At 65.2% G+C, this 12,729-nt stretch carries 11 protein-coding genes; 7 read left to right on the top strand and 4 right to left on the bottom strand.

Annotated features, from left to right (window positions below):
- Positions 1-36 precede the first annotated feature (36 nt).
- From E2I15_RS10285 to E2I15_RS10275, 3 genes are read left to right on the top strand one after another with little or no spacing between them, the layout of a single operon-like run.
- Complete coding sequence (locus E2I15_RS10285) at positions 37-795, top strand: SDR family NAD(P)-dependent oxidoreductase (protein WP_137477075.1); 759 nt, start codon at positions 37-39, stop codon at positions 793-795.
- A gap of 4 nt (positions 796-799) precedes the next feature.
- Positions 800-2,059, top strand: coding sequence for an NAD(P)/FAD-dependent oxidoreductase (locus tag E2I15_RS10280; RefSeq protein WP_137477074.1), 1,260 nt, complete (start codon positions 800-802; stop codon positions 2,057-2,059).
- A 58-nt stretch (positions 2,060-2,117) separates the two neighbouring features.
- A complete protein-coding gene (locus tag E2I15_RS10275; RefSeq protein WP_074128493.1) occupies positions 2,118-2,786 on the top strand; it encodes an amino acid ABC transporter permease in 669 nt (222 codons plus the stop codon).
- A 58-nt stretch (positions 2,787-2,844) separates the two neighbouring features.
- Here the strand turns inward: E2I15_RS10275 and E2I15_RS10270 are convergent, their stop codons facing one another.
- Together E2I15_RS10270 and ppk2 are read right to left on the bottom strand one after the other, a co-directional pair.
- Positions 2,845-3,723, bottom strand: a complete 879-nt coding sequence (locus tag E2I15_RS10270) for a transporter substrate-binding domain-containing protein (protein ID WP_137477073.1) — start codon at positions 3,721-3,723, stop codon at positions 2,845-2,847.
- Positions 3,724-3,945: 222 nt separating this feature from the next.
- Positions 3,946-4,809: a polyphosphate kinase 2 gene (ppk2, locus tag E2I15_RS10265; RefSeq protein WP_137477344.1), complete on the bottom strand. Its 864-nt coding sequence runs from the start codon at positions 4,807-4,809 to the stop codon at positions 3,946-3,948.
- A gap of 247 nt (positions 4,810-5,056) precedes the next feature.
- Between ppk2 and E2I15_RS10260 the strand changes: the two genes are divergently transcribed.
- A complete protein-coding gene (locus E2I15_RS10260) occupies positions 5,057-6,229 on the top strand; it encodes a fumarylacetoacetate hydrolase family protein (protein ID WP_137477072.1) in 1,173 nt (390 codons plus the stop codon).
- A 130-nt stretch (positions 6,230-6,359) separates the two neighbouring features.
- Positions 6,360-6,680 carry a hypothetical protein gene (locus E2I15_RS10255; RefSeq protein WP_246667932.1) on the top strand — a complete coding sequence of 107 codons (321 nt, stop codon included), beginning with the start codon at positions 6,360-6,362 and terminating at the stop codon, positions 6,678-6,680.
- Between the two features lie 175 nt (positions 6,681-6,855).
- Here E2I15_RS10255 and E2I15_RS10250 read toward each other — a convergent pair whose 3' ends face one another.
- Entirely contained in the window at positions 6,856-7,317 is a 462-nt protein-coding gene (locus E2I15_RS10250; RefSeq protein WP_016841346.1) for an Lrp/AsnC family transcriptional regulator, read from the bottom strand.
- Positions 7,318-7,448: 131 nt separating this feature from the next.
- Between E2I15_RS10250 and E2I15_RS10245 the strand changes: the two genes are divergently transcribed.
- The gene (locus E2I15_RS10245; protein ID WP_137477071.1) at positions 7,449-9,815 is read left to right on the top strand and encodes a thiamine pyrophosphate-binding protein; all 2,367 of its coding nucleotides are present in this window, start codon (positions 7,449-7,451) and stop codon (positions 9,813-9,815) included.
- 180 nt (positions 9,816-9,995) lie between these two features.
- On the top strand, positions 9,996-11,429 hold the full coding sequence (locus tag E2I15_RS10240) for an aldehyde dehydrogenase family protein (protein WP_137477070.1): 1,434 nt from the start codon (positions 9,996-9,998) through the stop codon (positions 11,427-11,429).
- 227 nt (positions 11,430-11,656) lie between these two features.
- Here E2I15_RS10240 and E2I15_RS10235 read toward each other — a convergent pair whose 3' ends face one another.
- Positions 11,657-12,619, bottom strand: a complete 963-nt coding sequence (locus E2I15_RS10235; protein ID WP_137477069.1) for an SMP-30/gluconolactonase/LRE family protein — start codon at positions 12,617-12,619, stop codon at positions 11,657-11,659.
- Positions 12,620-12,729 lie beyond the last annotated feature (110 nt).

Genomic DNA, 12,729 nt, shown 5'->3' with positions numbered 1-12,729 from the left:
TTCGCTGTCTCTTATCGCACTGACTGCACGAACCTCATGCGCGTTTCAATCATCACGGGAGGCGGCTCCGGCATTGGCGCCGCGGTCGCGCGCCGGCTCGCCGGCCCCGCTCAATCGCTGATGCTGCACGGACAGGGCACTGACCCCGCCGGGCTCGCGCGGCTGCATTCGGTTGCGGAGGAATGCCGCAGCAAGGGCGCGAAGGTCGAGGTGAGCACCGGCGATCTCGCCAAGTCCCGCGCCGGCACCGCGCTGGTCGCGATAACGCGGGCCGCGTTCGGGCCGGTCGACAGCATCGTGCACGCCGCGGGCTTTGCCGACCGGCGCGAATTCTCAAGCCTGCCGCGCGAGGCGCTGGAGCGTGCCTTCGCGGTGATGGCGGCGGCCTTCCATGAAATCGCGGCGGCCGCGCTGTCCGACCTCACGCGCAGCGCGCAGGGCCGCGTCGTCGCGGTGTCGAGCTTCGGGCCGCATCGCTTCGTGCCCGGCGCCACCTATCCGGGATCGGCGGCCGCGAAAGCCGCGCTCGAAGTGCTGGTGAAGTCGCTCGCGATCGAGCTCGCCGCGTCGGGCGCCACCGCCAATGCCGTGATGCCCGGCTATACCCGCAAGGATCCGGGCCTGTTCGGCGCGCTGGATACCGCGACCTGGGAGCGCGTCGCAAAGGCCAATCCGATGCAACGGCTGGCGGAGCCTGACGAGGTCGCCGCCGTCGTCGCCTTCCTGCTGTCGCCGGAAGCAGGCCACGTCACCGGCGCGACGCTGCCGGTCGATGGCGGCCTGACCTTGATGTGACGGCATGAGCGAGGGCACGCCAGCACAACAGGTCGATGTCGCCGTGCTCGGCGCCGGGATGGTCGGCGTCTCGGCGGGCCTCGCCGCACGGCAGCGCGGGCTCTCCACCGTCGTCGTCGATCGCCGCGAGCCCGGCAGCGAAACCTCCTACGGCAATGCCGGCATCATTTCGTCGGGCTCGATCCTGCCGCTCAATACGCCGTCGCTGCTGAAAAACCTGCCGAAATATCTGACCAACGGGCATCCGGCGCTGCGCTGGAACATTGCGTGGGCGCTCGCCAATGCCGGCTGGGTGATGCGCTTCCTTGCGGCCGCTGCGCCATCGCAGACCAGACCGCGCGCCGCCGCGCTGCACGGCCTGATCGGGACCTCGCTGAAGCTGCATCGCGACTGGATCGTGCAAGCCGGCGCCGGCCATCGCATCCGCGAAACCGGCTGGCTCAAGGCGTGGCGCGGCGACGGGCTCGCCGCCGCGCAGGCCGAGCAGGCCGCGCTCGCCGAATTCGGCATCAGAAGCGAGGTACTTGATCGCCAGGCGATCTCCGCGCTCGAGCCGAACATCATCCCTGCCTACAGCACGGGTCTCCTGCACACGCAGACGGCATCGGTTGATTCACCCGGCGCGGTGGTCAAGGCCTACGCTCAGATGCTCGCCGCTGGCGGCGGCACGATCAGGCAATCCGGGATCCGGCGGATCGAACCGCACGGCGACGGCTGGCGCGTGCAGCTCGCCGACGGCGAGATCGCCGCGCGCCATGTCGTGGTCGCGCTCGGGCCGTGGTCGGCCGAGCTGCTGCGGCCGCTCGGCTATCGCGTGCCGCTGGCGTTCGAGCGCGGCTATCACCAGCATTTCGTGCCGAACCCGGCACGCAAATTGCTGCGGCCGATCCATGATGCGGAGGGCGGCTTTCTGATGACACCGATGGAGCAGGGCGTTCGCGTCACCAGCGGCGTCGAGCTCACCGCGCGCGACGCGCCATCGAATTTTTCGCAGCTCGAGGCGGTGGTGCCGATGGCGCGCAGCGTGGTCGAATTCGGCGATGCGGTCGGCGAGCGCTGGCGGGGCGCGCGGCCGACGCTGCCCGACAGCCTGCCGATGATCGGTAAGGCGCCGCGGCATCGCGGGCTCTGGCTCGCCTTCGGCAACCAGCATATCGGCTTCACCACCGGCCCCGGAACGGGCGCCGCAATAGCGGCGATGATCGCGAGTGATGCGCCGCCGTTCGAGGTGCAGGCATTTTCGCCGGACCGGTATATCGCGTGACACGCGCGAGGCCGCCTGCGATGTTTGGCGATCAAGCGCGCGGCAACCGAGGGGCAGGATGAACTACGTCTGGGATTTCGGCATCCTTGCCAAATACAGCCATCTGTTCTGGCTCGGGCTCGGCTGGACCATCGCCTACACCATCGGCACCATCATCCTCGGGACCCTGATCGGCCTGATCGTCGGCATGCTGCGGCTGCGGCGCATTCCGGTGATCGACTGGCTCCTGATCGCCTATATCGAAACTTTCCGCTGCACGCCGCTGCTGGTGCAGATCATCTGGTTCTACTACGCGTTTCCGGTGGTGATCGGCGTCAACATCCCGGCGCATGTCGCAGCCGTCAGCGTGCTGTCGCTCTATGGCGGCGCATTCTACGCCGAGATCGTGCGCGGCTCGATCGAGAGCGTGCCGGTCGGGCAATGGGACGCTGCGAAGGCGCTCGGCTTCCGCGGCTGGCGCCTGATGCGGCTCGTGATCCTGCCGCAAGCGCTGAAGCCGATGATGGCGCCCTATGTCAACCAGTCGGTCACGCAGCTCAAGAACACCTCGCTGGTCTCGATCATCGCGGTGCCCGACCTCGTCTACAACGCGACCTTGATCAACGCCGACACCTACCGGCCGCTCGAGGTCTACACCATCGTCGCGCTGATCTATTTTGCGATCCTGTTCCCGTCGACGCTGGTGGCCAGGCGGCTGGAGCGCGGGCTGACCTACGACAAGGTGTGAGTTGTTTGCCCTCTCCCGCTTGCGGGAGAGGGAGATCACTGCCGTCTCGGCAATAGCCTCAAATACTCAACTCCACCGGCACGTCCTCGGGCTTGACGCCGGCGAGGCCGAGGCCCTTGACGAACCATTCGCGCATCTGGCCGATGCCGCGGTTGTAGTCGATCCACACCGAGAGGAAATCGCGCCAGCGCTTGTCGGCTTCGCGCCGCACCGCCGTGCCGCTCGCGATCGTCACCGAGGGCGAGGCCAGGATCTTGTAGGTGCCGAGGTTCGGGTTCTTGGCGATCGCGGTCAGCCCGAGCACCAGCGCGTTGACCACGCAATCGACACGGCCCGACGACATTTCCAGCATCACCTCGTCGCGCGACTTCAGCGACTTGATGGTGGCGTTCGGCGCAAAGCGCCGCGCCACGGCTTCGTTGGCCGAGCCGACGTCGACTGCGATCTTCACCTCGGGCTTGTTGATGTCGGCCCAGGTCTTGGCCTCGAGCCCCTTCTTCAGCATCGCGCCGAACGGATGCGGGAACACCAGGTTGGTGAAATCGACCACCAGCGCGCGCTGCGGCGTCGGGTTGAGCGCGAAGCCGAGGTCGATCTTGTTGGCCTGCAGATCGAGAATTGAATTGCCGTAGGTCGACTCGACATATTCCAGCTTGACGTCGAGCAGCTTGGCGAGGTCGTTGGCCATCTCGATCGAGAAGCCGGACCAGCTACCGGTGGCGAGATCCTTGTTGAAATAGGGCAATTCGCCCGGGAGCACTGCGATCCGCAGCACCTTGCTGGCCCGGATGCGATCCAGCGTGTTGTCGGCTGACGTCTGCGCCGAGGCCGGGGCGGCCATCGCGGCCGCGAGTGCCGCGCCGCTGCCGATCCCGAGCGCATAGCGCAGCGCGTCGCGGCGATCTTCCGAAATTGTGATGTCGTCGGATTGAGTCAAGCGGGCCTCCTTGCACCAGATCGGCGGAAGCCTAGCGTCGGTATCCGGCGCCAGCAATACCGCCGGCCTGCGCCAATAGTAGGCGATAGGGTGGCTATTTCTTCACCTCGCCTTGGACTGAGCTCTCAGCGCACCGTCATGCCCGGGACAAGCCCGGGCATGACGAGGTTGTGGGGACATTCAGCGGTTCCGCGAGCGGGAGAGAATCAGAGATCGCGGCTCTCAATACCGTCCCGGCACGTACATTTCCGGCGGGATCGGGCCGCGGTGATAGTCGGGGTTGCGCACCCGCGGCGGCAGCACCACCGGCTGATGGGTGACCGCCTGATAGGGGATCTGGCTGAGCAGATGAGAGATGCAGTTGAGGCGGGCGCGCTTCTTGTCGACGGCATCGACGATCCACCACGGCGAGTCCTGCAGATGCGTGCGTTCCAGCATCGTCTCCTTGGCCTTGGTGTAGAGCTCCCAGCGGGTCCGCGCCTCGACGTCCATGGGGCTCAGCTTCCACTGCTTCAGCGGATCCTGGATCCGCATCGAGAAGCGGAACGCCTGCTCCTCGTCGGTGATCGAGAACCAGTATTTCAGGAGGATGGTGCCGGAGCGGATCAGCATGCGCTCGAATTCCGGCACCGAGTTGAAGAATTCCTCATACTGCTCGTCGGTGCAGAACCCCATCACCTTCTCGACGCCGGCGCGGTTGTACCAGCTGCGGTCGAACAGCACGATCTCGCCGCCGGCCGGCAGATGCGAGACATAGCGCTGGAAGTACCATTGCGTGCGCTCGCGCTCGTTCGGCGCCGGCAGGGCCGCGATCCGGCAGACCCGCGGATTGAGCCGCTGGGTGATGCGCTTGATCACGCCGCCCTTGCCGGCGGAATCGCGGCCCTCGAACAGCACGACGACCTTCTTCTTCTCGTGCTGTACCCAGTCCTGCAGCTTGACCAGCTCGCCCTGCAGCCGCAGCAATTCGCGGAAGTAGAACTTGCGGTCGATCGACGGCTTGCCGGCGGCGCCGTCATGCTCGAGCTCGTCGAGCCTCATGTCGTCGAGCTCGAGCTCGAGTTCCTCGTCGAGGCTGTCGGCCATCTCCTGATGGATGCGGGCGCGCAAGGCTTCGTCGTGCAAGGCTTCATCGCGCAAGGCTTCATCCCGGGAGGCTTCGTCGGTGAGGGCGGAGGTCGTCATGAAGGTCCGTCTTTCAGTATGTTAGATGGATCGGACGGCAGCATTGACGGGCGATGTTACCCCTCTATGACAATGCCATGACCGCTGTTTCACGCCGCCGGGCGGACTGTGCTAACAAGTCGACAAAACCAAAAAGGGAGATGTGCCGATGATTTCGCTCACGCCAAAAGACGTCCTGCCGGAGGACGGCACCGCCGGCACGCTGGTCGGACGGGTCTGGCTGCCGCAGGCCGGCGGACCGGCCGTCGTCGCGGTACGGGCAGACGGTGTGTTCGACGTCACGGCGCGGTTCCCGACGGTGAGCGCGCTCTGTGAGGAAAGCGATCCCGCGGCCGCGCTGCGCGCCACCCGCGGCGAGCGGATCGGCGATTTCGAGGCGATCCTCGCCAACACCCCGCCCGACGGCCGCGACAAGGCCAGGCCGCATCTGCTGGCGCCGGTCGATCTCCAGGTGCTGAAAGCCGCCGGCGTCACCTTCGCAATCTCGATGCTGGAGCGCGTGATCGAGGAGCGGGCGCGCGGCAATCCGTCCTCGGCGGACGCGATCCGCAAGGAGGTGGTGCGCCTGGTCGGCGACGATCTCTCCAAGCTGAAGCCCGGCTCCGAGCAGGCGATGAAACTGAAGCAGGTGCTGATCGATCAGAATGCCTGGAGCCAGTATCTCGAGGTCGGCATCGGTCCCGATGCCGAAGTGTTCACCAAGGCGCCGACACTGTCCTCGGTCGGATCAGGCATGGATGCCGGGCTGCATCCGAAGTCGACCTGGAATAATCCGGAGCCGGAGGTCGTGCTTGTCGTCTCCGCCGCCGGCAAGATCGTCGGCGCCGCGCTCGGCAACGACGTCAATCTGCGCGACTTCGAGGGGCGCTCGGCGCTCTTGCTGTCGAAGGCCAAGGACAACAACGCGTCCTGCGCGATCGGCCCGCTGCTCCGGCTGTTCGACCAGACCTTCTCGCTCGACGATGTCAGGAAGATGGATGTCGGCCTGACCGTAACTGGCGCAGACGGCTTCGTGCTCGAGGGCCATTCCTCGATCAGCAAGATCAGCCGCGACCCGACCGATCTGGTCGCCCAGACCATCGGCCCCGTGCATCAATACCCCGATGGATTTGCGCTGTTCCTCGGCACGATGTTCGCGCCGGTCAAGGACCGCGACGCCAAGGGCGAGGGTTTTACCCACAAGCGCGACGATATCGTCACCATCGCCGCGCCGCAGCTCGGCAAGCTGGTCAACCGGATGCGGGGCAGCGACGAGTGCGAGCCCTGGACCTTCGGCGTCGGTGCACTGATGAAGAACCTCGCACAGCGCAAGGTGCTGTGAGGATCGGGACGGGACGGCGAGTCCACCACCTCGGCCGTTTCGTCGGCCATGTGCGGCCTGTCGCGTGGCGGCAGGTCGGCGCTGAATTGCGCCGGCAATCCAGTGACGTTCAGCCGCCTCTTGCAGCGCGTTGAACGATGATGATGGTGACTGTGCCGAAGCGGCGGCATTGTCGAACATGTTCAGAAACCTGTGCGGCAGAGCGACCGTGTGGCGCAACTTGAGCGCGCTAAAACACGAGGAATTTGCCGCTTTTTCCTGGCTTTATGTGAACCAGTTCATCCTCGTTCGCGCCGGTTCGCTCCAGCATATTGGCTCGACGCGAACAGAAGGAGTCGCGGACATGAGCGAGCAGCCATCAAACGGAATGCCCGATTGGCTTACCACCGATATGCTGGTCATTGCCGTCTCACTGGCGATCATCGTGATTGGGATATGGATCGCGCCGTAGCCTAGTTGTCGCGGCGAGGCCGTCCAGCCGGGGCAGGGCGCCAGCGCCAATCACTGAGTTGCCCGACGGCGCAAGCCTCTTTTGCAAAACGGAACAAGTCGGACGATTCATGTTGCGAGAATGTGGATGTGACGCACCGTCGCGACCGACGGCAGCATTCAGATGCAAGCAATACTCACACCGGCAACGCCGTCGAATACTTCACCTGGCTCAGCGCAAAGCTCGACTCGATCGAGGCGATGCCGTCGAGCCGGGTCAGCTTGTTTTTCAGGAATGCTTCATAGGAGGAGAGGTCGGCGGCGACGACGCGCAGCAAATAGTCGCGATTGCCCGTCATCAGGTAGCATTCGAGCACCTCGTCCCATTTCGAGATCGCGCGCGCGAAGCGGTTGAGGTCTTCCTCCTTCTGCCGCGCCAGCTTGATCGAGATGAAGACCGAGACGTGCAGCCCGATCGACTTCTGGTCAACGGTTGCGATATAGCGAGAGATCACGCCGCGCTCCTCGAGCAGCTTGACCCGGCGGTGGCAAGGCGACACCGACAGCCCGACCTTGTCGGCGAGTTCCTGCATGGTCATGCGGCTGTCGGTCTGGAGCAGACTCAGGATCTTGCGGTCGATGGCATCGAGGGCAGGCATTGGGATGAACTCGTCAGTTGAAGTCGGATCGTGGGAATTTATCCCAATTTTTCCTGTGCTGTCGCGTGGAATTGAGATTTTCGCCGCCGCTTGCGGCAGTAACATTCCGGTATATCGCCCGGAGCATCGCCATGGGAATCGCGCCTGAACGCCTCGACATGCTGTCCGCCCTGGCCCGCAAGGTGCTGTGGCTGTCGTCGTGGACCATCCATCACGCCAACCATGTGCGGCCCTCGACCGACGGGTTGAAGGTCGGCGGCCACCAGGCGTCGTCTGCCTCGCTCGCCAACATCATGTCGGCACTTTATTTCTCGGTGCTGCGCCCGCAGGACCGCGTCGCGGTGAAGCCGCATGCGAGCCCGGTATTCCACGCCATTCAGTATCTGTTCGGCCACCAGAACCGCGACAAGCTGGAGAATTTCCGCGGCTACAAGGGTGCGCAGTCCTACCCCTCGCGCACCAAGGACAGCGACGACGTCGACTTCTCCACCGGCTCGGTCGGCCTCGGCGTGGCGCAGACGCTGTTCGCCTCGCTGGTGCAGGACTACGTCAAGGCGCATGGCTGGCTGAACGACCGGCCGGAGGGCCGCATGATCGCGCTGGTCGGCGACGCCGAGATGGACGAGGGCAACATCTTCGAGGCGCTGCTCGAGGGCTGGAAGCATGGCCTGCGCAACACCTGGTGGGTGGTCGATTACAACAGGCAGTCGCTTGACGCCGTGGTGCGCGAGGGACTGTGGGCCAAGTTCGAGACCATGTTCCGCAACTTCGGCTGGGACGTGGTGATCGTGAAGTACGGCAAGCTGATGCTCGAGGCGTTCGCCGAGCCCGGCGGCGAAGCGCTGCGGCGCTGGATCGACAACTGCCCGAACCAGATGTACGCCGCGCTCTGCTTCCAGGGCGGCGCCGCGTTCCGCAAGCATCTGCGCGACGACATCGGCGACCAGGGCGAGGTGTCGGCGCTGATCGAGCGCCGCAGCGACGACGAGTTGCTGGCGCTGATGTCCAACCTCGGCGGCCACGACATGGCGAGCATGATCGAGGCCTTCGAGGCGATCGACCATGATCGGCCGGTCTGCTTCATCGCCTACACCATCAAGGGTGTCGGCCTGCCGATGCAGGGCCACAAGGACAACCACGCCGGTCTGATGACGGTGGCGCAGATGGAGAAGTGGCGCGCCGCGCAGAACATCCGCCCCGGCCACGAGTGGGACAAGTTCGAGGGCCTGTCGCAGCAGCCTGCGAAGCTCGAGGCGTTCCTCGCCGAGGCGCCGTTCAACCGCGAGGGGCGCCGCCGCCTGTCGGCGCCTGAAATCGATGTGCCGGAACGGCTGACGTTCAAGGCCTCGGCGCAGATGTCGACGCAACAGGGTTTTGGTCTCGTGCTGCACGAACTGGCGCGCGGCGACAGCGAACTCGCCTCGCGCATCGTCACCGCATCGCCCGATGTCACCGTGTCGACCAATCTCGGCGCCTGGGTCAACCGCCGCGGCCTGTTCGCGAAGGCGGAAAACCACGACCTGTTCCGGCAGGAGAAGATCCCGTCGGCCTACACCTGGGAATATTCGCCGAAGGGACAGCACCTCGAGCTCGGCATCGCCGAGATGAATCTGTTCATCATGCTCTCGGCGCTCGGCCTGTCGCACCAGATCAACGGTGCGCGGCTCTTGCCGGTCGGTACGCTGTACGATCCCTTCATCGAACGCGGTCTCGATGCGTTGAACTACGCCTGCTACCAGGATGCCCGCTTCATGGTGGCGGCGACGCCGTCGGGCATCTCGCTGGCGCCGGAAGGCGGCGCGCATCAGTCGATCAAGACGCCCTTGATCGGGATCGGGCAGGACGGGCTCGCCTCGTTCGATCCGGCCTTTGTCGATGAACTTGCCGTGATCATGGGCTGGGGCTTTGGCCACATGCAGCGCGAGGGTGCCGAGGGCGGTTCGGTTTACTTGCGACTCTCGACGCGGACGCTGGAGCAGCCGCAACGGATCATGACCCCGGATCTGCAGCGCGACATCACCGACGGCGCCTACTGGATGCGCAAGCCGGGCCCGAACTGCGACATCGTCATTGCGTATACCGGCACCGTCGCGCCGGAGGCGATCGAGGCGGTCGGTCTGATCGGCGAGAGCCACCGCGACGTCGGTCTGCTGGCGGTAACTTCCGCCGACCGGCTCTATGCGGGTTGGTCCGCCGCACGGAATTTGCGCCGCGACCGCCGCGGCGCGCAGCACTTGAGTCCTATCGAGCGCATGCTGGCGCCGCTCGGCCGCGACTGCGGCATTGTGACCGTGATCGACGGCCATCCGGCAACGCTCGGCTGGCTCGGCAGCGTGCGCGGCCACCGCGTCGAGGCGCTCGGTGTCGAGCATTTCGGCCAGACCGGCACGATCGGCGACCTCTACCGCCACTATGGCATCGACGCCAACGCCATCATCGACGCGGCGGAAAGCGTCTCGGTCGGCGCCCCGGTGCGGCATCGCAAGATGGCGGTGTAGCGTCACTGGAAGGGGAGTGCCGAGGAGCCTTGCCACACGCGCGGCTCGGACCTTATATCTCGCGGACGCGCACGAGCCGCGTCCCGCATATGGCGGGTTCAATTCGCCGGGCTTTCGTGCAAGGATGCCTGCCGAACGCTTTCGTTCCCCATTCCATACGCCCCGCACAAGAGGTTTCCGATGGTCAATCGCATGCAATTCTACATCGACGGCGCCTGGGTCGATCCCGTCGTCAAAGGCAAGTCCACCCCGGTCGTCAATCCGGCGACCGAAGAAGCGATGTATGAGATTGCGCTCGGCTCTAAGGCCGATGTCGACAAGGCTGTCGCCGCCGCCAAGCGCGCCTTCGAGACCTATTCCCAGACCAGCCGCGAGGAGCGCGTTGCGCTGCTCACCAAGATCGTCGAGGTCTACAAGGGCCGCATGAAGGAGATCGGCGCCGCCGTCTCCGACGAGATGGGCGCGCCGCTGCCGATGGCCGAGAAGCTGCAGGCCGGCGCCGGCCTTGGCCACCTCATGAATACCCTCGAAGTGCTGAAGAAGTACGAGTTCGAGGAGACCATGGGCACCGCCGTGATCGTGCGCGAGCCGGTCGGCGTCGTCGGCATGATCACCCCCTGGAACTGGCCGCTGAACCAGATCGCCTGCAAGGTCGCGCCAGCGCTCGCCGCCGGCTGCACCATGATCCTGAAGCCGTCGGAGTTCACCCCGACCTCGGCGCTGATCTTCGCGGAAATCCTTCATGAAGCCGGCGTGCCGAAGGGCGTATTCAACCTGCTCAACGGCCTCGGCCCCGAGGTGGGTGCGGCGATGAGCGAGCACCCCGACATCGACATGATCTCGTTCACCGGCTCGACCCGCGCCGGCGTCGACGTCGCCAAGCGTGCGGCGCCGACCGTGAAGCGCGTCAGCCAGGAGCTCGGTGGCAAGTCGCCGAACGTGATCCTCGACGGTGCCGACCTGACCAAGGCGGTGACCGGCGGCGTGATGCACATGTTCAACAACTCGGGCCAGTCCTGCAACGCGCCGTCGCGCATGATCGTGCCGCTCTCCAAGATGAAGGAAGTGGCCGCGATCGCGAAGGGCGTCGCCGACAAGACCAAGGCCGGCGATCCGCGTGCCGACGGCACCACGATCGGTCCGGTCGTCAACCGCGGCCAGTGGGACAAGATCCAGGCGCTGATCCAGAAGGGCATCGACGAGGGCGCAACGCTTGTTGCCGGCGGCCCTGGCCTGCCCGAGGGCGTCAACAAGGGCTTCTATGTCCGTCCGACCATCTTCGCCGACGTCACCAACGACATGACGATCGCCCGCGAAGAGATCTTCGGACCGGTGCTGACCATCCTCGGCGCCAAGGACGAAGCCGATGCCGTGAAGATCGCCAACGACACGCCGTATGGTCTGGCCGGTTACGTCTCGGCCGACACCGTGGAAACCGCGCGCCGCGTCGGTCGCCAGATCCGCGCCGGCAACATCAACCTGCAGGGCGTGCCGAACGAGCGCACCGCGCCATTCGGTGGCTACAAGCAGTCCGGCAACGGCCGCGAGTGGGGCCGTTACGGTCTGGAAGAATATCTCGAGGCCAAGGCGGTCGCCGGCTACAACGCTGCGTAAGCCGTGCCACGAGAGACGCGACTTTTGGCGCCGGGGCAGACAACTGCTCCGGCGTCAGACGTTTTGAAGCTAGAATTTTCATCGTCGTCCCGGCGAAGGCCGGGACCCATTACCACAGGCCTTCGTTTTGCGAAGAATGCGGCCCCAAGCTTACTCAACCAGATGCATCGATGGTTATGGGTCCCGGCTCCAAATGCGCAATTGCGCACTAATGCCGGGACGACGAGCTAACCGCCGAGCGCGCCTTGGGTGTTGACGTAGAGCGCATAGATCGACTGGCTTGCCGCCATGAACAGGCGGTTGCGCTTGACGCCGCCGAAGCAGAGGTTGGCGCAGCGCTCCGGCAGCGCGATGCGGCCGATCATGACGCCGTCGGGCGCGAACACGACGACGCCGTCGAGCTCGGGATCGCCCATGCCCCAGCCGCACCACAGATTGCCGTCGATGTCGCAGCGCATGCCGTCGGGCGTGCCCCGGCCGGCGTCGATGAAGACGCGCTTGTTGGAGATCGTCCTGCCGTCGGCTGCGACGTCATAGGCGAGGATCTTGCGGTTCGGCTCGCCGCGGGATTCCACGACATAGAGGATCTTCTCGTCCGGCGAGAAGCACAGCCCGTTCGGCCCTAGTACCCCCTCGGCGACGATGGTGGCCTTGCCGGTTTCAGGATCGAACCGGTAGACGTTGGGCTCGATCTCGGGATCGGCCTTGTAGCCTTCGTAGTTGCCGAGCAGGCCGAAGATCGGATCGGTGAACCAGATCGAGCCGTCGGATTTCACCACGACGTCGTTCGGCGAGTTCAGCCGCTTGCCGCCGAAGGCGTCGATCAGCACTGTAATCGATCCGTCATATTCGGTGCGCACCACGCGGCGGCCGCCATGCTCGCAGGTGATCAGCCGGCCCTGACGGTCGCGGGTGTTGCCGTTGGCGAAGTTCGACGGCTTGCGGAAGATGCTGACCGCGCCGGTCTCTTCCTCCCATTTGAGGATGCGCTGGTTCGGAATGTCGCTGCACAGCAGATAGCGGCCGTCACCGAACCACACCGGACCTTCGGCCCAGCGCAGGCCGGTCGCGATGCGTTCAACGGCGGAGAGTTTCAGCCAGTATTTCTCGAAGCGCGGATCGAGCGCATGGATCGCGGGATCGGGATAGCAGGTCGCGGGACGCCAGCCGGCGGAATGAACATCGGACATTTGCTGTTCTCGTTGTTGTGTTTCGATGGTGTTTCCTTGAGCGCCTGGTTTGCTATCATTGTCGGCCTGCGACCGCAATTCGATCGCAGCAATCAGGAAGGAAGAGGGAC

The sequence above is a fragment of the Bradyrhizobium sp. BR2003 genome (assembly GCF_009720285.1).
GTDB classification, from domain to species: domain Bacteria; phylum Pseudomonadota; class Alphaproteobacteria; order Rhizobiales; family Xanthobacteraceae; genus Bradyrhizobium; species Bradyrhizobium elkanii.
This window is presented reverse-complemented; position numbering and strand designations above follow the sequence as displayed.

Bases quoted from the DNA above. Each gene is read 5' to 3' on its own strand.
- E2I15_RS10280 (WP_137477074.1), top strand. From the start codon at position 800: ATGAGCGAGGGCACGCCAGCACAACAGGTCGATGTCGCCGTGCTCGGC.
- E2I15_RS10275 (WP_074128493.1), top strand. From the start codon at position 2,118: ATGAACTACGTCTGGGATTTCGGCATCCTTGCCAAATACAGCCATCTG.
- E2I15_RS10250 (WP_016841346.1), bottom strand. From the start codon at position 7,317: ATGCCTGCCCTCGATGCCATCGACCGCAAGATCCTGAGTCTGCTCCAG.
- ppk2 (WP_137477344.1), bottom strand. From the start codon at position 4,809: ATGGCCGACAGCCTCGACGAGGAACTCGAGCTCGAGCTCGACGACATG.
- E2I15_RS10240 (WP_137477070.1), top strand. From the start codon at position 9,996: ATGGTCAATCGCATGCAATTCTACATCGACGGCGCCTGGGTCGATCCC.
- E2I15_RS10245 (WP_137477071.1), top strand. From the start codon at position 7,449: ATGGGAATCGCGCCTGAACGCCTCGACATGCTGTCCGCCCTGGCCCGC.
- E2I15_RS10260 (WP_137477072.1), top strand. From the start codon at position 5,057: ATGATTTCGCTCACGCCAAAAGACGTCCTGCCGGAGGACGGCACCGCC.
- E2I15_RS10235 (WP_137477069.1), bottom strand. From the start codon at position 12,619: ATGTCCGATGTTCATTCCGCCGGCTGGCGTCCCGCGACCTGCTATCCC.
- E2I15_RS10285 (WP_137477075.1), top strand. From the start codon at position 37: ATGCGCGTTTCAATCATCACGGGAGGCGGCTCCGGCATTGGCGCCGCG.